General features: G+C 60.0%; 19 protein-coding genes. 8 read left to right on the top strand and 11 right to left on the bottom strand.

Annotated features, from left to right (window positions below; genetic code table 11):
* The first annotated feature begins 99 nt into the window (after positions 1-99).
* Both EA797_RS04215 and EA797_RS04210 read left to right on the top strand, forming a co-directional pair.
* Entirely contained in the window at positions 100-1,287 is a 1,188-nt protein-coding gene (locus EA797_RS04215) for an acetyl-CoA C-acyltransferase family protein (RefSeq protein ID WP_122163903.1), read from the top strand.
* A 120-nt stretch (positions 1,288-1,407) separates the two neighbouring features.
* Positions 1,408-2,316, top strand: coding sequence for a chemotaxis protein CheV (locus EA797_RS04210; RefSeq protein ID WP_122163902.1), 909 nt, complete (start codon positions 1,408-1,410; stop codon positions 2,314-2,316).
* Between the two features lie 428 nt (positions 2,317-2,744).
* On the opposite strand, the gene EA797_RS04205 is transcribed toward EA797_RS04210, so the two are convergent.
* On the bottom strand, positions 2,745-3,863 hold the full coding sequence (locus EA797_RS04205; protein ID WP_122163901.1) for an SMP-30/gluconolactonase/LRE family protein: 1,119 nt from the start codon (positions 3,861-3,863) through the stop codon (positions 2,745-2,747).
* A 389-nt stretch (positions 3,864-4,252) separates the two neighbouring features.
* Between EA797_RS04205 and EA797_RS04200 the strand changes: the two genes are divergently transcribed.
* The 4 genes from EA797_RS04200 (at position 4,253) to EA797_RS04185 (ending at position 8,293) form a co-directional block, all read left to right on the top strand.
* The gene (locus EA797_RS04200) at positions 4,253-6,616 is read left to right on the top strand and encodes a DNA polymerase II (protein WP_122163900.1); all 2,364 of its coding nucleotides are present in this window, start codon (positions 4,253-4,255) and stop codon (positions 6,614-6,616) included.
* Between the two features lie 291 nt (positions 6,617-6,907).
* Positions 6,908-7,309 carry an MbcA/ParS/Xre antitoxin family protein gene (locus EA797_RS04195; RefSeq protein ID WP_122163899.1) on the top strand — a complete coding sequence of 134 codons (402 nt, stop codon included), beginning with the start codon at positions 6,908-6,910 and terminating at the stop codon, positions 7,307-7,309.
* On the top strand, positions 7,309-7,989 hold the full coding sequence (locus EA797_RS04190) for an RES family NAD+ phosphorylase (protein WP_122163898.1): 681 nt from the start codon (positions 7,309-7,311) through the stop codon (positions 7,987-7,989). The genes EA797_RS04195 and EA797_RS04190 overlap by 1 nt, the downstream gene beginning before the upstream one ends.
* A gap of 97 nt (positions 7,990-8,086) precedes the next feature.
* A complete protein-coding gene (locus EA797_RS04185) occupies positions 8,087-8,293 on the top strand; it encodes a DUF3079 domain-containing protein (RefSeq protein WP_122163897.1) in 207 nt (68 codons plus the stop codon).
* A gap of 12 nt (positions 8,294-8,305) precedes the next feature.
* Here EA797_RS04185 and EA797_RS04180 read toward each other — a convergent pair whose 3' ends face one another.
* The 8 genes from EA797_RS04180 to EA797_RS04145 all read right to left on the bottom strand — a co-directional run bounded on the left by EA797_RS04180 (position 8,306) and on the right by EA797_RS04145 (position 15,668).
* A complete protein-coding gene (locus EA797_RS04180) occupies positions 8,306-10,270 on the bottom strand; it encodes a response regulator (protein ID WP_122163896.1) in 1,965 nt (654 codons plus the stop codon).
* Positions 10,257-11,114 (bottom strand): sensor histidine kinase, encoded by an 858-nt coding sequence (locus EA797_RS04175; protein ID WP_122163895.1) that lies wholly within the window; start codon positions 11,112-11,114, stop codon positions 10,257-10,259. The genes EA797_RS04180 and EA797_RS04175 overlap by 14 nt, the downstream gene beginning before the upstream one ends.
* Entirely contained in the window at positions 11,107-12,117 is a 1,011-nt protein-coding gene (locus EA797_RS04170) for an ATP-binding protein (RefSeq protein WP_122164688.1), read from the bottom strand. Before EA797_RS04170 ends, EA797_RS04175 begins: the two co-directional genes overlap by 8 nt.
* Positions 12,114-12,518: an anti-sigma regulatory factor gene (locus EA797_RS04165; RefSeq protein ID WP_122163894.1), complete on the bottom strand. Its 405-nt coding sequence runs from the start codon at positions 12,516-12,518 to the stop codon at positions 12,114-12,116. The genes EA797_RS04170 and EA797_RS04165 overlap by 4 nt, the downstream gene beginning before the upstream one ends.
* The gene (locus tag EA797_RS04160) at positions 12,515-12,877 is read right to left on the bottom strand and encodes an STAS domain-containing protein (protein WP_122163893.1); all 363 of its coding nucleotides are present in this window, start codon (positions 12,875-12,877) and stop codon (positions 12,515-12,517) included. The genes EA797_RS04165 and EA797_RS04160 overlap by 4 nt, the downstream gene beginning before the upstream one ends.
* Positions 12,878-13,729 carry an STAS domain-containing protein gene (locus EA797_RS04155; RefSeq protein WP_122163892.1) on the bottom strand — a complete coding sequence of 284 codons (852 nt, stop codon included), beginning with the start codon at positions 13,727-13,729 and terminating at the stop codon, positions 12,878-12,880. It lies immediately after the preceding gene.
* Positions 13,730-14,376: 647 nt separating this feature from the next.
* Positions 14,377-15,054 (bottom strand): TIGR04211 family SH3 domain-containing protein, encoded by a 678-nt coding sequence (locus tag EA797_RS04150; RefSeq protein WP_122164687.1) that lies wholly within the window; start codon positions 15,052-15,054, stop codon positions 14,377-14,379.
* 305 nt (positions 15,055-15,359) lie between these two features.
* Positions 15,360-15,668 (bottom strand): hypothetical protein, encoded by a 309-nt coding sequence (locus EA797_RS04145; protein WP_122163891.1) that lies wholly within the window; start codon positions 15,666-15,668, stop codon positions 15,360-15,362.
* Positions 15,669-15,811: 143 nt separating this feature from the next.
* On the opposite strand from EA797_RS04145, the gene EA797_RS04140 reads away from it, so the two are divergent.
* Positions 15,812-16,471, top strand: a complete 660-nt coding sequence (locus EA797_RS04140; protein WP_122163890.1) for an acetoacetate decarboxylase family protein — start codon at positions 15,812-15,814, stop codon at positions 16,469-16,471.
* On the opposite strand, the gene EA797_RS04135 is transcribed toward EA797_RS04140, so the two are convergent.
* Positions 16,468-17,916, bottom strand: a complete 1,449-nt coding sequence (locus EA797_RS04135; protein ID WP_122163889.1) for a hydroxysqualene dehydroxylase — start codon at positions 17,914-17,916, stop codon at positions 16,468-16,470. The genes EA797_RS04140 and EA797_RS04135 overlap by 4 nt on opposite strands.
* Positions 17,917-18,141: 225 nt before the next feature.
* On the opposite strand from EA797_RS04135, the gene EA797_RS04130 reads away from it, so the two are divergent.
* Positions 18,142-18,468 carry a hypothetical protein gene (locus EA797_RS04130; RefSeq protein ID WP_122163888.1) on the top strand — a complete coding sequence of 109 codons (327 nt, stop codon included), beginning with the start codon at positions 18,142-18,144 and terminating at the stop codon, positions 18,466-18,468.
* A gap of 10 nt (positions 18,469-18,478) precedes the next feature.
* Here EA797_RS04130 and EA797_RS04125 read toward each other — a convergent pair whose 3' ends face one another.
* A complete protein-coding gene (locus tag EA797_RS04125) occupies positions 18,479-20,200 on the bottom strand; it encodes a bifunctional protein-serine/threonine kinase/phosphatase (RefSeq protein ID WP_122163887.1) in 1,722 nt (573 codons plus the stop codon).
* Between the last annotated feature and the right edge of the window lie 16 nt (positions 20,201-20,216).

Genomic DNA, 20,216 nt, shown 5'->3' with positions numbered 1-20,216 from the left:
CTGCAGGTTTGAGCGTTGTGCTTCGCCGCCACGCCGCTAGGATCGTGACCAGCTGCGCGGGAGAAGAACCGCGAACTACTGGTATCAGGGGAGATTCATATGGCCGATCGAGAAGTCGTCATCGTGGGCGCGGTGCGCACAGCAATCGGTTCCTTTGGCGGGGCATTGAAAGACGTTGACCTGATCTCCCTGGCAACGACCGCTTGCCGCGGTGCATTGGAGCGTTCTGGAATGCCGCCCGAGGCGGTCGGCCACGTCGTGATGGGTAACGTCATCCCTACCGAGCCGCGCGATGGCTACTTGGCGCGGGTGGCTGCTGTAGATGCGGGTATCCCGCTTGAGACTCCAGCGTTCAACGTAAACCGCTTATGCGGGTCCGGGCTGCAGGCCGTCATCTCTGCGGCGCAATCGATCCTCCTAGGCGACACCGACGTGGCAATTGGCGGCGGTGCCGAGAGCATGAGCCGCGGCCCCTTCATTCTCCCCAACATGCGTTGGGGTGCGCGGCTTGGCGATAGCCAGGCAGTCGATTACATGAACACCTTGCTGCACGATCCCTGGGGCAAGTTTCACATGGGCGTGACTGCGGAAAATGTTGCCCAGCGCTACGGCATCACTCGCCAACAGCAGGACGCTCTGGCGCTCGAAAGCCAGCAGCGCGCAGCGCGTGCACAGGAGCTGGGATATTTCCGCGAACAGATCGTTCCGGTTGAAATAAGCAGTCGCAAGGGCGTCAGCCATTTCGAAGAAGACGAGCATCTGCGCCCGGATCTGACGGCTGAACGGCTAGCGGCCTTGAAGCCGGTGTTCAAGAAGGATAACGGTACAGTGACGGCGGGTAACGCGTCCGGCCTCAACGATGGCGCCGCTGCGCTGATGCTGACCGAGGCAGGGCGGGCAAGGGCACTCGGGTTGAAACCCCTCGCGCGTCTTGTTGGCTATGCGCACGCTGGGGTCGATCCCGCATACATGGGCATAGGTCCGGTGCCGGCGGTGCGCCAGGTGCTGGATCGGACCGGCATCAGTCTGGCGCAAATCGACGTGATCGAAGCCAACGAAGCCTTCGCGGCTCAGGCCTGTGCCGTGATGCAGGAGCTTGGGCTGGATCCGGCCAAGGTCAATCCGAACGGCTCTGGCATATCGCTCGGTCATCCGGTGGGTGCGACAGGCGCGATCATCACGGTCAAAGCGATCCACGAGCTACAGCGTATCCAGGGCCGCTACGCGCTGGTGACCATGTGCATCGGCGGCGGCCAGGGCATCGCGGCGATCTTCGAGCGGTGCTGATGGACACGCGTTGGTTCGTCGGACGGCGCTCGATCGATTGAAGATTCTGACGGGGCAGCCGACAAGCTTTGGCGAGGGTGATTTCTACGCAACGAGACCGGCTTTCCAACAGGACTATTCATGAACAACGCATCCGCCACCGACGCCTTATCGCTATTGCTGTTTACGCTGCGCAGCGGCAAACAGATGGCGATCAACCTGTTGAAGGTCAGCGAGATCATCCCGACGCCTTCGTTGACGCGCCTGCCAGAATCGCACCCGCATGTCCGGGGTGTCGCCACGCTGCGAGGTCAGCCGTTATCGGTCATTGACCTGAGCATGGCTATCGGCATGGCTCCACTGCAGGACCCTAAGGGTGGATGCCTGATCGTCACCGAAATCAGCCGCTCCAAACAGGGGCTGCATGTGCAGGCAGTGGTCAAGATCGTCCATATTCAATCTTCGAAGATCCTGCCACCGCCGTACGGTGCCCGAAATAGCTCGTTCATCACCGGCACAGCCGAAGTCGATGGCGCACTCATTCAGATACTCGATGTAGAAAAGGTCATCCACAATATTTCGCCGATACCTGCCGAGGCCGACATCTCTGATCTCGATGATCAGGATGCACAGCTGCTGACCGAAACTCGCGCGTTGATCGTCGACGACAGTCAGGTGGCCATTCATATGTCGGTGTCTGCACTCACGAAGATGGGGGTTACCTGCCACGCCGTGCGCAGCGCGCGTGAAGCCTTCGAGAAGCTCGACAGTCTCAAAGACAGCTATGAGGCAATCAATGTGGTGGTGTCGGACATCGAAATGCCCGAAATGGACGGCTATTCCTTCACCCAGGCGCTACGCAAACATCCGGATTACGCGTCCATCTACGTGCTGCTGCATACGTCACTGGATAGCACCATAAGCACCGACAAAGCCAAGGCTGCCGGTGCCAATGACATTCTCACCAAGTTTTCCCCACCAGAAATGGCCAAATGCATGCTACGAGCTGCACGGGTGATTCACCTCGGCGAAGACGCCTCGGTCGCCTGAGCAATCTCGGTGATCGAATAGACCAGAGGGCGGCAGGTCAACTGAGTTAGCGGGTAAGGGCGGTTTTGCTCGCTCGGCACCTGGCACAGTGCAGCGCTTGAACTCAACGGCTGCCCTGATCGCGAGCAAGCTCGCTCCTACGAAGAGCGGTTCGTGGTGCGGTTTAGGGCAGGATGCCTTCGAACATGCGCGATCCCTGCGACGCTGGTTTCGATGCTCACCGGAGCCCGTGGCAGCGCATTTGCTCGCGACTCCCGTCAGCTGGACCGGCCCTGATCGCGAGCAAGCTCGCTCCTACGAAGAGCGGTTCGTGGTGCGGTTGAGGGTAGGGATGCCTTCGAACATGAACGTTCCCTGCGCCGCTGGTTTCCACGCTCAACAAACCTGTAGGAGCGAGCTTGCTCGCGATCGCTTTTACGGCTGTTCGATCACGCAGGCCTCTTGCCAAAGCTCGCGTCACGCGTGTTCACGTAGAGCGAATAGATCGAGTGACTGCTGGCCATGAACAAGCGGTTGCCTTTCGCACCGCCGAAGCAGAGGTTGGCGCAGCGTTCCGGCAGCCTGATCTTGCCGATCGCTTTGCCCTCCGGGTTGAAGATCATCACGCCGTCCAGGTCGGCGGTCACTGCTTCGGGTGAACCCGAGCTGCCCCAGCCGCACCAGAGGTTGCCGGCCTCATCGCACTTGATTCCGTCCAGCGCCCCATGGCTCTGTGCCTCGATGTGCTTGCGGCGCTCGCCCAGGGTGCCGTCATCATTGACCGGGTACGCCCAGACGAGGCGATTCGGTTTGGCCCGACCCTCGACGACATAGAGCGTCTTCTGGTCCGGCGAAAAGCACAGGCCGTTCGGCCCCGATAACGAGTCGATAACCCGAGTGACCGTGCCGGTGTCGCCATCGATGCGGTAGACGCCATCGGGCAACTGCGTCTCTATCTTGTGCCCTTCGTAGAAGTTGCCGGTTTGGAAAGGTGGGTCAGTGAACCAGATCGAACCGTCCTGCCGGACTGCGAGGTCGTTGGGCGAATTGAAGCGTTTGCCCTCGAATTCATGGGCCAGCACGGTGATGCTGCCATCGGGTTCGGTGCGGGTTACGCGGCGACCCAGGTCGTTGGTGGTGGAGCCTTCGCACACCAGTAATCGGCCCTGGAGGTCGCGCGCAAGCCCATTGGAGTGATTGGAGTGCTCGCGGTAGACATCGAAGGAACCGGTGATTTCGTCCCAGCGCATGATGCGGTTTTCCGGAATGTCGCTGACCAGCAAATAGCGCCCGTCGCCTACCCATACTGGGCCTTCTGCCCAGCGCATGCCGGTGGCAATTTTCTCTACGCTGGCATTGAACAGGCGGTATTGCGTGAAGCTTTCGTCCAGGATTTCCACCAACTCGTCTGGATAACGCTGAGTCAGGGGCTCGGCAAGGGCGAGCCGGGACAATCCCAGGCCTCCCATGGAGGCTACGCCAGCTGAAACCATCAGCGAATTTTTCAAGAAGGCGCGTCTTGCGGTCTGCGGCTCTTCTGCAATTGGGGCATTGGTCTGGGTGTTCATCGTGAGGCGTCCTACTTTGATGGGCCTTTTTGAAGGCGAGCGAATCCGTTCCGCCGAGATGTCTGGCGGCTGAATAGCAAGAATTGGTCAGTCGGTAGTTCGAGGCGGGCTATGGGCCTGAGCCAAGGCGGGCAAGGTGCACACGAAACGAGGCTGTAGAGAAGAAAGCATGAGATTTTCCATTGTTATTGTTGGTTAGGTCATCGTACAACCGAAGTGAGTATTGTCAGGGTTGGCTTCGTTGTCAAAGGAGTTACCCCATAATTATGGGGGTGGGAATTTGGGATGCCGTTTTAGTCATCGTATGACATGGCCAATGCATGCCGTCGCGCTCGCATGGCTTATGCCGCGTAGAATGGTGCGCTCTGGATTGGACGGGGCGGCTTACGGTGGATTTGCAGCAAGGCTTTGTCCTGACTCGGCATTGGCGCGACACAGCGGCGGGCACCGAGGTTGAATTCTGGGTAGCGACCGATAGTGGCCCGCGCCGGGTTCGCGTGCCACGTCAGCCATCGGTTGCCTTTATCCCGGCACTACAGCGTTCCAAGGTCGAGCTGCTGCTCAAAGGCGAGCGTGACGTGGAGTTACGCTCGTTGAACCTGGCCGATTTCCGCCACCGGGCTGTGCTGGGCCTTTACTGCAATCAACACCGCCAGTTGATGAATCTGGAGAAGCGCCTGCGGGCAGCGGGACTCGATGTCTATGAGGGCGACATCCGTCCGCCGGAGCGTTATCTGATGGAGCGCTTCATTACCGCGCCAATCAGTTTTACCGGTCAGTCGGATGTAGAAGGCACAGTCATCGAGGCGCAGATCAAACCTGCGCCTGACTATCGACCGAAGCTCAGGTTGGTCTCTGTGGACATCGAGACCACGATGCGAGGCGAGCTGTACTCCATCGGTCTGGAGGGCTGTGGTCAGCGTCAGGTCTACATGCTCGGGCCGGCCAATGGCGATGCCAGCTTCGTGGATTTTCAGTTGGACTATTGTGACAGTCGAAAGCAGCTCATCGAGCGGTTGAACGACTGGATGGCGTTGCACGACCCTGACGCCATCATTGGTTGGAATGTCGTGCAGTTCGATCTTCGGGTCCTGCGTGATCAGGCGCAGCGCTACGGCGTGCCGCTGCGCCTGGGCCGTGGTGGGGAGGAGATGGCCTGGCGCGAGCATGGCGTCCGCGGGAATCACTTCTTTGCGGCTGCGGCGGGTCGGCTGATCATCGACGGCATCGAAGCGCTGCGTGCCGCGACCTGGAGCTTCCCTTCTTTCAGCCTGGAAAACGTCGCCCAGACGTTGCTCGGTGAGGGCAAGGCAATCGACACGCCATACCAGCGTATGGATGAAATCAACCGCATGTTCGCCGAGGACAAGCCGGCGCTGGCCCGTTATAACCTCAAGGACTGTGAACTGGTCACCCGAATCTTCCAAAAGACCGAACTGCTGACCTTTCTGCTCGAGCGTGCCTCGGTCACCGGTCTGCCGGCTGACCGCATGGGTGGATCGGTGGCTGCGTTCGAGCACCTGTACATTCCATTGATGCACCGCCAGGGGTTTGTCGCCCCCAATCTTGGTGAGCGGCCTCCGGAGGCGAGCCCCGGCGGATTCGTGATGAATTCGCAGCCGGGCCTGTATGAATCGGTGCTGGTGCTGGACTACAAGAGTCTCTACCCCTCGATCATTCGCACCTTTCTCATCGACCCGGTGGGTCTGATCGAAGGAATGCGGCAGCCGAACGCTGAGGAATCCGTACCGGGCTTTCGTGGTGCCCATTTTTCAAGGATGCGGCATTGTCTGCCGGCGATTGTGGAGCGCGTCTGGGAGGGCCGGGAGGCCGCCAAACGTGAAGGCAACAAGCCGCTGTCCCAGGCGTTGAAGATCATCATGAATGCCTTCTACGGTGTGCTTGGCTCCAGCGGCTGCCGCTTCTTCGATCCACGCCTGGCGTCATCCATCACTCTGCGCGGGCACGAGATAATGCGCCGCACTCGTGAGCTGATCGAGGCTGAGGGCTACAGCGTGATCTACGGCGACACCGACTCCACGTTCGTCTGGCTCAAGCGCGCCCATAGCGATGAGGACGCGGCACGCATCGGCCAGCAACTGGTGCAACAGATCAACCTGTGGTGGCGCCAGCACCTTCAGCACGAATACAGCCTGCAAAGCGCGTTGGAACTGCAGTTCGAGAGCCATTTCAAGCGCTTTCTTATGCCGACCATTCGCGGCGCGGAGGAGGGGAGCAAGAAACGTTATGCCGGGCTTGTCACCCGCCCGGATGGCAGCGATGGCCTGGTATTCAAAGGGCTGGAAACGGTGCGCACGGACTGGTCGCCGCTGGCCCAACAATTCCAGCAGGAGCTGTACCGACGCATTTTCAACCGCGAGCCCTATCGAGACTATGTACGCAACTACGTCCAACGCACCCTGGCCGGCGAATTGGACGAGTTGCTGATCCTGCGCAAGCGGCTGCGCCGTCGTCTGGATGACTATGAGCGCAATGTGCCGCCGCATGTACGCGCGGCGCGGATCGCTGATGAATACAACTTGCAGCAAGGCCGTCAGCGGCAATACCAGAACGGCGGGTGGATCAGTTATCTGATTACCGTGGCCGGTCCCGAGCCGCTGGAAGTACGGCGTGCGCCGATCGACTACGACCATTACGTGAGCCGACAGCTGCAGCCCATCGCCGACGCCATACTGCCTTTCGTGAATGACAGCTTCAGCGCGCTGATCGATGAGCAGCTCGGGTTGTTCTGACGGCGTCAGCAGGCTGGGCTCTCATTGCCGCAACAATTTTTTTAGACTCATCGCTCAGCTTTACGAAGAGGTCAGCGATTCGTCTGGCAGCAACTGAACTGACACCTTGATTGGATACTTGAAGTTCATATTCCTAGCTAGCAACCAGTCCTTTTCTGATAACTGCTGTTTTGGTAGCCAAGTAAAACGTTCTGCCTTTCCGCCACTAAAGTTCGCATATGAATTAAGTTGTTGCATATATTCGCATGCGGAGTAACCTATGCTTAGTGCAAATAACCAGGCGGAGTCCAAATGAAGCTTGAACATGCGGTCAGCAAGCCCGACATCAACTCGCCCGATGCTGGTCGAGTGGCGCTGACGTTCTTCTTCAATCTCATGGGATTGTGGCAGTGCAGCGCCGAGCAACAGCGTGTGCTTCTCGGTTCGGTCGGTAACACGACCTACTTCAAGTACAAGAAGCTGCCCGAAGTGCGTTTGCCAAGGGACACCTTGGAGCGAATCTCCTATCTGATGGGCATCCATAAGGCACTGCGGATCATCTTCAGCAACAAGAGCGAGCGCGCCTACGAATGGGTTCGCAAGCCCAATGATGCCGCGCCGTTCAACGGTAAGAGTGCACTCGACTACATGTTGGGTGGCCAGGTCGTGGATCTGGCTGACGTGCGCCGCTACCTGGATGGAGTCAGGGGCTGATGCCGCCGCAAGAGGTGCTGCCGGGGTGGCGCAAGGCGTACCGGCTGATCAATAGCTCGTTCCCACCGCTGGGTGTGTTCGAGGACACGCTCGACCCCGACGATCTGGACATGGCGTTCGCCATCGAGGCGATGACCAATGATCGCCTGCGCGAGGAGGCGGGCATGTTGCAACGTGTGGCACCCGCCGACCGAGTAAGCGGGCCGGGCTCCACGGCGGTGATGGCGGCCTTCACCCACATTGGCAATCCCAGCCGCTTCACCGATGGCACCTACGGCATCTACTACTGTGCCAGCTCGGTCGATGCTGCCATCGCTGAAACCAAATTCCATCAGGAGCGCTTTCTGGCAGCTACCCGGGAAGCGAACGTGGAAATCACCATGCGCGCATACGTGAACAGGGTGGTCAAACCCTTACTGGATGTGCGCGGCATGTCCGAACTTCATCAGCCTGAACTTACTGCCTACGCAGTTAGCCAGGCCTTTGCGCGCGAGCAGCGCGACGGCAAAACCTGGGGGCTGCTCTACAGCAGCGTTCGGCTCGAAGGCCATGAATGCGTTGCGGCGTTTCGGCCACAAGCCGTCTCGCTGCCGGTCCAAGGCGCACATTTCCGCTACGTCTGGGATGCCAAGGCGCAGGCGATCACCCATGTCATGGAGCTGACCGAAGTTAAGGTCTGATTTCGGAGCGCTCGGTCAATCTTGAGCCTGATCAAGTCTATGGTGAGCTGCGGTAGTTAGCCTTAAGACTCATTCTCTATCGAACCCCGGGGCCGCCATGGCCAAGAAATTTCCACTGAACCCACCACACCCCGAGCGCATCTGCTGGGGCTGTGATCGTTATTGTCCAGCCGATTCTCTGGCATGCGGCAATGGTGCTGGCCGGACGCAGCATCCGGCAGAAATGATGGGCGATGATTGGTATCTATACGGCGATTGGGGCGACCTGATCACCACCGACAAGGTGGCCAAGATCCGCGAGTAGCTTGTCGCCAGATCAACGCTTGCGAGCCGGTTCGTTGGACGACTGATCCAGCATGCCGCGGACCTTTTCGAGCAGATCGCTGATCTGGAAAGGCTTGACCACCATGTCCATGCCCTCGGCGAGAAAACGGTCTCGCCGAACCGCATTCTCTGCGTAGCCGGTCATGAACAGGACCGGCAGAGCGGGGCGGTGGACTCGCGCCATGTCGGCCAGTTCTCGCCCGGACAGTTGTGGCAAGCCCACGTCGGTCAATAACAGGTCGACGCTAGGGTCGTTCTGCAGGACGGTCAGGGCTGTTGCAACGTCGCCCGCTTCACTGCAGCGATAACCCGCTTCACCCAGCATTTCTGCGACCAGCATGCGTACGGCTGGCATGTCCTCGACGATCAACACGTGCTCGCCGTTACCCAGCGGCATGTCGCTAACCGCTGTCGAAGCTGTGCTGATGGCGACCGCTGCCGGCAGTACGAGTGACACTTCGGTGCCCTGGCCGAGCACACTGCTCAGTCTCGCCTCGCCGCCTGATTGACGTGCGAAACCGTAGATCGACGACAACCCGAGGCCGGTACCTTGCCCAAGAGGCTTTGTCGTGAAGAAGGGATCGAACACCTTGCTGAGCATTTCCGGGGCGATGCCGGTGCCGTCGTCCTTGACGGTCAATACCACATAACTGCCGTCGGCCAGGTCCACATCACCGCGAGAATGTAATGCCGAGGTGCTGATGGTGATATTGCCGCCACGGGGCAGGGCGTCCCGTGCGTTGATGACCAGGTTGAGTATGGCGCTTTCAAGCTGGTTGGCATCCACCTGTGCGATGGCGCCTTTTTCGCTGAGCTGCAGGTTTAGTGAAATCTGTTCGCCGATGGTGCGTTGCAGCAGTTCTTCGAGGGAGCGAATCTGGTCATTGAGATCAGCCGGGCGGGCATCCAGTGGCTGCTGGCGGGCAAATGCCAGTAGCCGGTTGGTCATCGATGCAGCGCTACGCGCGGAGTTGAGCGCGGTGTCGGCGAATCGAAGGACTGCATCGGTGCGGCCCTCATGAACGCGCCGCTTGAGCAACTCGATGCCCGTAATGATCCCGGTCAGCAGGTTGTTGAAGTCATGTGCGATGCCCCCGGTCAGCTTGCCCAGCGCATCCATTTTCTGCGCCTGCATCAGCTGCTCTTCGGTCCTGACCCGCTCTGCAACCTCTCGGGCAAGCTCGGAGTTGGCATTGTCGAGTTGCTGACGTTGAGAGCGTTCACGCTGGCGTTGCTCGGTAATGTCCTCGATGACCACGAGTCCGAGTTCAGCCGCTCGATAGGGCGAGACTTGCCACTTGGTTTCTCGCCGCTGGCCAGCCACTTCCATGATCAACGTGCCCTGCCAGCGTATGCCACTGGCAAGGCTCTCACGCAGTGCGAGCAACTTGGCGTCCTGGCCTTCGGCGAGGCTGGCAGTCAGCGCCGATGAGTCCGGCTGATCGCCCAGCAATAGAGAAAGCGCCGGGTTTCTTTCATGAATGCCGAGCTGCGGATCGATCACCGCGATCGGAGCTGCCACTTGGGAGAAGATGTCCCGAAAGCGCGCCTCGCTCTCACGTAGAGCATGTTCGGTATCTCGCACGCGCAACAGGGTGCGCAATGTCGCGAGCAGAACATCCGGATCGACCGGGTGGATCAGGTACGCGTCCGCGCCGGCATCCAGGCCCGTAATGATGTCACCGGTCTGGATCGATGCGGCGGAAACGTGGATGACAGGCAGCAGCCGCGTGCTGTCGTCCTTGCGCAGCTGGCGCACAATGTCGAACCCGCTCATGTCCGGCAGGTTCACATCGAGGATAAGCGCGTCGATGTCTTCATTGGCTATCAGCCCCAGGCCTTCGGTCCCGGTTCCAGCCTCGAGCACGTTGTATCCATGCCGCTCCAGCACTCGGCGGATCGCATAACGCGTCGCGGCGTTGTCGTCGACTATCAGCAGCCGATTATTTGTCTCCATCAGCCGGCTCCGTGGATATGGCGACGGGGATGATCACGAAAAATGTCGAGCCGCTGCCTGGCGTGCTCTCGACGCCGACACGGCCGCCAAGCAACTCGGCGAAACGCTTGCACAGTGAAAGGCCCAGGCCAGTACCGCGCAGACGCTTTTGCAATGGCGTGTCGATCTGGACGAAGTCCTCGAACAGATTGCCGTGCAGCTCTTGGGGTATGCCAATGCCGGTATCGGACACTGCGAAACGGACCTCCCCGCTGCCTTCTGGCTGCACAGAAACGCGCACCTCTCCGTGCTGGGTGAATTTCAGTGCATTGGAGATGAAGTTTCTCAGGATCTGCGCGAGCTTCTTGTCGTCGGTGTAGAGCCGAGGCATGTCCTGCGGCTCTTCGAATATCAGGTCGACGGCATTGGCATCGACGATGGGGCGAAACATGCCACGCAGTGCGGAAAAGAGATCAAGCATGTCGAACCAGGCCGGCGAGATCGTGATGCGCCCAGCCTCGATCTTCGCCAGATCGAGCAGATCATCGACCATATCGGTCAGCTCACCGGCGGCTCCGCTGATGAACAGAACCTGTTTGTGCTGCTCAGGACTGAGTGGTCCATCCAGCTCATCACTGAGCAAGCGGGTGATGCTGCGTATCGAGCCCAGCGGTGTGCGAAATTCATGGCTCATGTACGACAGGAAACGGCTCTTCAGGTCCGAGGCCTGGCGCAGTTGCTCGGCCTGGGTATCGAGTTCGGCATACAGGGCCAGTACGCCCTGGTTGGTTTCATCGAGTTCGGCGCGCAGCGACTCGTTCTCGCGGCGCAGCCGCTCCAGGTCGGTCAAGGTCGAATCAGTCACGAACGGTCTCCAGCGCTATCACCATTACGGTTACATCATCACGTCCGCGGCAGAAATCACGGTGCAACAGGGTTGAGATTATTGACGGGTGGCGATGCACCAGGCCTGGATAGTCACGCAGGTTCCAGCGTGATTGCAGCCCATCGCTGTACATGATCAGCAATTGACTCTCCTCGACCGGGTAATCGAACACCTGAGCCTTGCGGAACTGCGAGCCGACTATCCCGGGATGCGAAGCCAGCCCGCGGCTCTTTTCGGCAGTGATCAGGCAGGCACCGATATTGCCGATGCCCGAGAAACGCAGATTGCTCGATGCTGCATCGTAGAGCGCGATGGCCACCGCACCGCCTCGTGTCCCGTTCATGGCCTGATGCATGTCCTGCATGCTGCTTGTCGGGTCGGAGAAGGGGGCTACAGCAAAGGCAGCAGCGCCTGCCAAGCCAGCACGCTCGGCATCCTCTCCGTGCCCGATGCCGTCGATCACCAGCGCGCAGATCTGCGAGCCGTTGACGGCAAGGTGCCAGACATCGCCACATGCCGGATCGTCTTTCAGGGAGTGCTGACTGACGCCGAAGCGAAGAGGGCAGGCCGAGACATTGCGTGGAAACAGCTGCGCAAGTACCACCGAGCCTCGGCTGTCGGAGTAGATGTCCAATACCTGTGATTGACGCGTCAATGCGCCGAGCCCGGTGCCCGGCGTACCACCGGTGGAAAAGCCGTCGGCGATGCAGCGCGCAGCGTCGAACCCAGGTCCGCGATCCACCGCGATCAGTTCAATCCCACTTCCGGTCTGCGCGGGGATGGCACGAAGGTGAAGAGCGCCGTGCTGGGCATGCTTGAGCAGGTTTGTAGCAAGCTCGGTGGCGACTATCGCCACGCGGCCTGCATCGACCTCGCTGAAGCCCAGTTGAGTGGCCATGGCCTGCGAGACTCGTCTGGCATGCCCCACCTGGCTTTCATCTTCGATGGCCAGTGCGGTAGTCGTTGACCCCTGTAGATTCATGACCATTTGGTGATGCTGATCCGAGTGCCTACGCCGGGGGTGCTGTCGAGCTCGAATTCATCGACCAGACGTCTGGCTCCCGTCAGCCCCAGCCCGAGGCCGCCGCCGGAGGTCCAGCCATCGGTCAATGCCAGTTTGATGTCGGCGATGCCAGGGCCCTGGTCACGAAACGTCAGCCTTATACCGGTGCGAGCGCCCTGTTCGAGAACCTCCCAGTCCATATCGCCCCCGCCGCCATAGACCACGGTATTTCGCGCCAGCTCACTGACCGCAGTGACCAGCTTGGTCAGGTCGATCAGGCGCATGCCGCAGTCCTGTGCCAGCTTGCGGACCGCCTGACGCGCCATCACCACGTCCTGTTCGATGCGTACTGCAATGCTGCCGCTGGAGCGAATGGTCATTTAGCGGCCATCCGTTTATGCAGCAGCTGCATCCCTCGCTCGACGTTGAGCGCCGTGCTGACGCCCTGCAGTGTCAGGCCCAGTTCCACCAAGGTGATTGCCACTGCCGGCTGCATGCCGACGACGACGGTTTCGGCATCCATGATGCTGGAAAGACCGGAGATCGAGCTGATCATGCGGCCGATGAACGAGTCGACCATGTCCAGCGCGGAAATATCGATCAGCACCGCCCGGGCCGAGGTGGCGCTGATGCGCTCGGCGAGATCATCCTGCAGCGTCATGGCCAGCTGGTCGTGCATGTCGACCTGGATGGTAACGAGTAGAAACTCGCCCATCTGCAAAATGGGTATACGTTCCATTTATACGGCCTTGCTGACAGTCAGCCCCGAACGACGCAGTGCGAGAGCCAGCGCGTCGGCCAGCGTTGCCTTGGTGACGATGCCCTGCAGATCGAGACCCAGATGCACGATGGTTTGCGCGATCTGTGGGCGTACACCGCTGATGATGGCGTCTGCGCCCATCAGGCGGATTGCCGTGACGGTCTTGAGCAGGTGCTGGGCTACCAGGGTGTCGACGGTCGGCACGCCGGTGATGTCGATGATGGCGATTTCCGAACCCGTGTCGACGATACGCTGGAGCAGCGACTCCATGACCACCTGGGTACGCTGCGAGTCGAGTGTGCCGATCATCGGCAGTGCAAGGACGCCGTCCCAGAGCTTGACCACCGGAGTCGACAGTTCCAGCAGTTCTTCCTGCTGACGCTTGATGACCGATTCCCGTGATTTCTGGAATGCACGCACAGTCTCCAGACCCAGTTGGTCGATCAGCTCGGAGAGTGCCCATAGCTGCTCGGCCAAAGCTGCCGGCTCATCGGCAAATTCTTTCTGCAACAGCGGCATCAACGGCCGCTTGAACGAGAAGATAAAGCCCGCAGTCGACTGCGAGTCGAAGCCCAGTAGAACGCGGCTGTGTGAAAGCTGCTCCAGGAACTGACGCATGTCGTCCCAATTGTTCGAGCGCAGGTTGATCGATTCGGTCTGACTGGCGCCGGCTATCAGCAGGCGGATGAACTCGGCTGTCTGCTGACGAAATTCATCTACCTTCACGTTGCGGTACATGCCGCTCGCCTCAAGGTCGCTGGACCAGTTAGCCAGCAGTTCCTGCTCGTTATTGGCAATGACATTGAAAGTGCGTTGCTGCAATAAAGCCATTAGCGCTATTCCTTAAGGCGATTGAGCGATAGTCGGATTTGATTCGGATTGCGTGTCGGCGTTCCAGCGTGTCTACAAAAGTAATCCCCGCTGAAAGGTGCAGATATATAGATTCGCTGTGGTTGTAGCTGAGACCTGACGACTCTCTTTGCTTTCGCCGCAGGATACGCTAAGGATAGAAGCTTGGCCGCAGCGATACCTGCGTCTCTTTTTGGCTTCATCAGCATGCCCGCAAGAGCGATGGCATTTCGCCTTAAGTCTCGGAGTGGGTCAAGGGCTGTTCCACGAATGGCTCGGCGATAGCGGCCCAATCTATCGTTGGGCCTTGGGTGAGGAGGAGTGACGGGGGGATTTCGCCGTACAGGCTGGACTTTTGTGTAGGCGCTTATAGATACAAAGCGAGGACGAAATACTCGGTGCGCCTGGCTGTCGTTCAGCTTTTGCATGCGACGAATGGGTGCTAGACCTCGGGGCAGGTTCCTGCCCTGCGGCTACAGCAGAATCCCCGGCATGCTGCCAGGCGCTTCAGCGCTTAGCTGAGTCAGCGATCCAGGCCCCTGTGGCGCCCGGATCAGGCGCTACGGGCGGGACGTAGGACATCGCTGGGGATCAACCCATGCCGAACGTGTGCGTTCGGCAAGCGAGCATCAGAACCAGCGGTCGTTGCGCTTGCGGCCGCGGGTCATGGCTGGGAGGATCAGGCCGGCAAGCAGACCGGCACCGGCTATGCTGCCGCCATAGACCATGTAACGCATCAGCACCTGATTGTTCTCGTCGCCCAGCCGAGCCTCGGCGTCGCGCAGATCGGACTCGGTGGCGGTAAGGGCTTCGTCCAGCGCCTTGCGGCGTGCTTCAAGTTCGTCGATCAGCGCTTTACGCGAATCCAGCGTTTCCTGCATGCCCTGGACACGGGCTTTCCAGCTGTCATTGATGGTCTTGAGCTCTTCACTCAGCTCGGTGACCTGCTGCTCGAGCTGCGGCAGGCGTTCAGCCTGGCCTGGGACTTCCTGCAGGTCACTGCTACGGATCCATACACGATCGCCGTTCTCGCCACGAACCTGGCTGTAGTCGCCTTGGGTATCGAGCAATTCGACCTTTTGCCCGGATATCAGGCTGCCAACGATGCGGTAGCCGTCTGTAGGGCCGCTGCGCACATAGGTGCTCAGGCTGTCGCTGACCCAACGTTCGCTTGTTGCTGCCTCAGCCTGAGCTGGCACGATAACGGCCAGTAGCGTGCCGAACAAACCAGCACGAAAGGCGCTGCGTTGAGAAGGTGTCCAGGAAAAACGAGATAGAAGGGCGACAAGGTGACGAGATAGATACATGGTGGTCTTCGCGTTGACTGGATGAAGGCCCTGGTGGACGGGCCGAAACATAAGCGGATCCGGAGCTGGCGAACCGGCCAGCAGCCTGCTTTAACTGAGCGGATGACAGGCATGCCGGATGTGCTGATCGTGAATGGGAGGATGCTTTCTCCCAATTCTGGGCCTAAGGGCGCCGGTATTGCTGCAGATTGCAATGACCGCACAAGCGTCCTGTGGTTCATTAAATCTTCATTATTTTATGAGTGTCGCTATGTGTGCTTCGGCGTTTCGCTTTGCATCCCGCTGCCGGGCCGGTCCGAAAAGAGTTAAAGCACTTCGACCCTGTGCGCGCGAATCATGATCTGCTCCTGGCGCAAGCGAGCCTCCAGCGAGGTCCGATACGCCGCCCACCAGGTGCGGTCAATTCCTTCAGCCATCACCTCATGAATGATCAGGTCATCCCGCACGGTTTCATCGTCATCTTCGCACCACAGCCCGCGAGCCGGCGCACGAGAATAGGCGGTCAGTCCGCCGAACTGCTGTACCAGTTCGTCGCGAACCTCAGCGAACAACGACTTAGGAAGGGATTCCCCATCGTTGTCATAAAGCGGGAGCAGTAGCTGGATCAGGTACATGGCACGAGTTTCCTGCAAGTATGAGCGCTATGGGGTGGACATCCGATTGGCACGCTCATCGCTTCTGCACGGATCAACGGCAACGCCTGATGGTCGATTGGAAGATGTGGCTCATCCCGAGCTGACAGCAGGCGGAGAAGCTTTTGCAGCAGATTGACGAACCTGAGGGTGAGAGCGCGGTGCCGGTAGCACCCTGGCGTCTGCAAGGCGCTGCCTGCCTCTCGTTGTGGCGATTACCACCTGCTGAGCCTGAGCTTGGTGTGCTCGCGCTTGACCCCGCTTTGCCGCTGTTCACCTTCGCAGGCAATGCTTTCGTTGCGACCATCTGGGCGAAGTACACCGGCGGCACGCTGAGCTATGACGAGCTGGCGGTTGCGGTACTGGTTCGTGGCAAGGGTCTGTTAGTGCCCGCGGCGAGCGTTACGGCGATCTGGGTAGATGACGCGGTTTCGGCCGAAGGCGGCCGCCGCCTCTGGAACATTCCCAAGGCGCTTGCGAGCTTTGAAACCTCCAGCGAAGCGGATCATGGCTTCGTCGGCAGGATGACACTCGATGGTCAATCGATAGCGCAACTGCGCTTCGAGCCGAAGACGCTGCTGCCTGGCCGGCATGAGCTGAGTGGCTTCGTCATTCAGACGGGCAAGGGCGGGCCGTTGCGTACGCGGTGCGCGGTCAACGGCAAGCTGTGTACCGGGCGAGCGCGGTGGGAATTCGCCGGGGCCGGGCCTCTTGCGCCGCTACACGGGCGCAAGCCGCTGGTTAGCTTCAGCATCGGTAACATGGATGCGGCGTTCGGAGTTTAGAAACCCTTTGCGCTGTCGTTGCGCCTGAGCCATTTGGTCAGCCCGCCCGGGACTGGCGTCGGAAGCGCTAGGCTCACTGTCACGCCACGCTCAGCCAGTACCTGCTCGGCGGCAAGCGCCCCTGCGCGGGTGGCACTCTCCATGCAGAAGGGCAGGCCGGTATCGACCCAGTCGCCTGCAACGAACAAGCCTTGTTCCTGGCGCACTTGAGGTCTGCTCGTCTCGATGCCGGGTCTGGCGCAGGGAACCGACATAGGGATGCGATGCACGGCGGCGTTTACCAGGTGCGCTTGGCGAGCTTCGGGTGCGAAGTCGGCAATCTCGTCCAACGTCGCATCGATGATCGCTTGATCTGACATTCCGGCAACCCGGTGGCTCCAGATGATGTTGGTGGCGATCATCGAACCCGGCCCTGTGGCGCCATTGCGGATATTCGACAGGTCATAGAAATCGGTGTTGAAGCATTCGGGCGACCAGGGCCGGGCCCAGAAGCGAGCATTGGTCAGCGGGCGGTCAAACCACAGGTAACAGCTCACGTAGGGGCTGGGCTCGAATCGAGCCGCCGTGCTTGCCAGCGAATGATCAGGCGGCAGCACCGACTCGATGGCGGTGGGCTGAACCGCGAGCACCACGGCGGCGGCGTTGACCGTCGACCCATCAGCGAGCGTCACGCCAGCTACGTCTGCATCGCGGCGATGCAAACCGTTGACTGCTCGATTGAACCGGATCTCGCCACCGCTGCGCTCAAGCAGTCGAATGGCAGGCCAGGCATAGAGTTCGCTAAGTCCGACCTTGGGAAAGCCAAAGGCCAGATCGTTGTGGCCCAATCCCTGCGCCAACAAGCGCATCAGCGAAGCCGCCGAGCACTGCTCGACTGGCACATTGAGGATTGCCATGGACGCCGACGCCCAGAACCAGTCGATGAAGCCAGGGCTGACACCGACGCTGCGCAAGTAGTCGCGGCCGCTCTGGTCGTCCAGGCTCATCAGCTCCTGCGGCGTGCTGCGCATGGTGCGCCAGCCCAGTCGGATGTTGCTGAACAGGTGATGCAGCGGAACCTTGCGCAGCACCTGCGGCAAATTGCGGACGTAGTGCAACGGTGCGGGCAGGCCGCCAACCTTGAACTGCAGATGCTTTCCTTCATCCAGGACGGTCAGCAGTTCTTCGGTCTGCCAGCAGATCTGATCAGCCGTGCCCAAGCACTCGAGGAGCGCCCGCATGTTCGGATACTTGTTCAGCAGCACATGCGGGCCGATGTCCACGTCGATACCGGTCCCAGGGTCAGCCCAACTTCGTGCACGCCCACCGGGCACATCGCTGCTTTCCAGCACCAACACACGCAGGCCTGCTTCGGCGAGCCGGGTGGCGCAGGAAAGACCGGCAATGCCAGCGCCAACGATGATGACGTCTGCTTGGTTGGGCGTGCTATCCGGGATCAGGGTCAAGGGTCATGCCTCGCCGAAAGGAGGTTCCAGCGCCGATGGAATATCGAGGCTGCTACTGATCTGGCAGCTCCTAGAGCAGAGGCGTTCCGACGGGGAGCCGAACGGCAGCTTGCGATCACCTATCTTCAGGTTCCTTTGAAGCTGGTATCGAGTGATAGGTGGAGCCGAATTCACCGGCGCAGCGATACTCCAAGCTAGACAAGAACCGATTGGAGGTAGTCACAGATGGAAACCTCGAACCCCTCAGTCAGTGCGCTGCAGAAAGCTCAGGACGTCACCTCACGCTGGGCGGATGGCGAGCTGGGCGCAGAAGAAGCGCAGCACGCACTCAAATCCGTTTTCGATCAGTGGCAGCCTGGCGATCCAACCAGCGAGGCTGAGCAGGTCGCTGAACAATCGCTAACCGCTGCGCGCATTGCCTTTCAGGATTGGCAGCAGCGTGGGGAGAACTGCGATGAACTGATTACTCAGCTGCGCTGGATTCTCGACCCTTCGAAAGATGGCATCACCGATCCGGTGCTCAACGTCTACGCGCCGCAACGCCCGGAATAATCGAGACCGCTTAGCGAAGCAGCAGGACCCCCACCGCCACGGCCAGGACCAGCGACACGCCTTTCCAGAACAGCACCGGGTTGCGCTCCATGAGCGGAGGCCTGGCTTTATTCAGAAAGGCCTGATTGGGCTGACGCAGTTCGAAGACGAACTCCGACAGGTCCTCGTAACGCTTGTACGGGTCTGGGTGCAGCGCCTTGCGCAGCACCTCGTCGATCCATCCCGGGATGCCGCGCTCATGCTCGCGGATCGGCTGATAGCTGAGCTTGTTCAGTGCCGCTCGGGTGCGACAGCGGGCTACGGCTGCGCCGTACGGCAGTCCGCCGGTGAGCATCTGGTAGGCGATGACTGCTAGCGAAAACTGATCCGACCGCATGCTACCGCTTTCGCCAAGAAAGTACTCCGGGGCGGTGTATTGCGCGGTACCGAGCAGATCGCTGCGCTCGATGGGCGAGGTGATCTCCATGATCCCGGCTACCCGTGTCGAGCCGAAGTCGATGATTTTCACCGTGCCCGTGGCGTCGATCATGACGTTTGCCGGGCGCAGATCCTGATGCAGCATCTCCAGCCGGTGAAAGGCGCGCACGCCCTTTGCGATCTGCTCGATGATCCCACGCACGGTTTCCAGATCAGGCCGTGGATTGTCGATCATCCACTGCGCGAGCGTCTGGCCTTCGATGTACTCGCTCACGCTGTACAGGTAGTTGCGTTTACGGGTTTGCAGGCACGGCTTGACCACGTGGGCGCTATTGATACGTCGGGCGACCCATTCTTCTGTCAGGAAGCGTTCCAGGTATTGAACGTCACGCTGCAGATCGATGGATGGAGTCTTGATGATCACCGGCGTCAGGGTGTCATTGTCCGTGGCGAGGTACACATGGCTGCGGCTGCTGGCATGCACCTCGCGAACGATGGTATAGCCGTCGAATTCAGCCCGGGCTTCCAGAACAGGAGGGAAGGGCAGTTCGGTCAGCTGCTGGTAGAGCTCGTCGGGCTGCTGCAGGGGAAGCGCGTCGATGCGCAGGATCTGCACCGTGAGGTTGTCGTCGCTGCCCTGTTCCAGTGCCTGCTTGACGATGGCCTGAGCGGCGGCATCGAGATCGTCGGTGTTATGGGCGATAGCGCCGAGCATCGACGATGCGCTGACGTATTCGTAGACGCCATCGGTGGCCAGAATGAAGGTATCGCCAACGTCCACCGGCTCGGCGCGGTAATCGAGGTCCAGCTGTGGATGAATGCCCAGTGCGCGGCTTAGGTAGCTCTTGTCTTCGGACACCCACATACGATGGTCGTTGGTCAGTTGCTCAAGCGCATTGCCCAGAACGCGATAGATGCGGGAGTCGCCGGCATGGAAAAGGTGCGCGGTGGTCGACTTGATGATCATCGCACTGAAGGTGCAGACATAGCCGCGGTCCGGATCGAAGCGATACGGGCTTTGCTGGCCTTGGGAATGCAGCCATGAATTGGTCGCCATCAACACTCGCTGCGCCGAGGTTTTCACCGACCAGGCGTCGGAGGTGCAGTAGTAGTCAGCGAAGAATCCGGTTACAGCGGACTCGCTGGCGATGTGGCTGACGGCGCTGCTGCTGATGCCATCGGCCAGGGCAATGGCGACGCCCTTGCTGCTCAGCTGTGGTTCCTTGGGAATGTAAACGCCGTGGAAATCCTGATTGGTTTTCTTCGGCCCCTTATCGGTGTGTTGGCCCACCGAGACCTTGAGTTGGCTGGTCATTTGCTCATGAGATAGG

This window comes from Stutzerimonas zhaodongensis (assembly GCF_003696365.1).
GTDB lineage: Bacteria > Pseudomonadota > Gammaproteobacteria > Pseudomonadales > Pseudomonadaceae > Stutzerimonas > Stutzerimonas zhaodongensis.
Note: the sequence above shows the minus strand (reverse complement) of the source record. Positions and strands in the feature narration are given on the sequence as shown.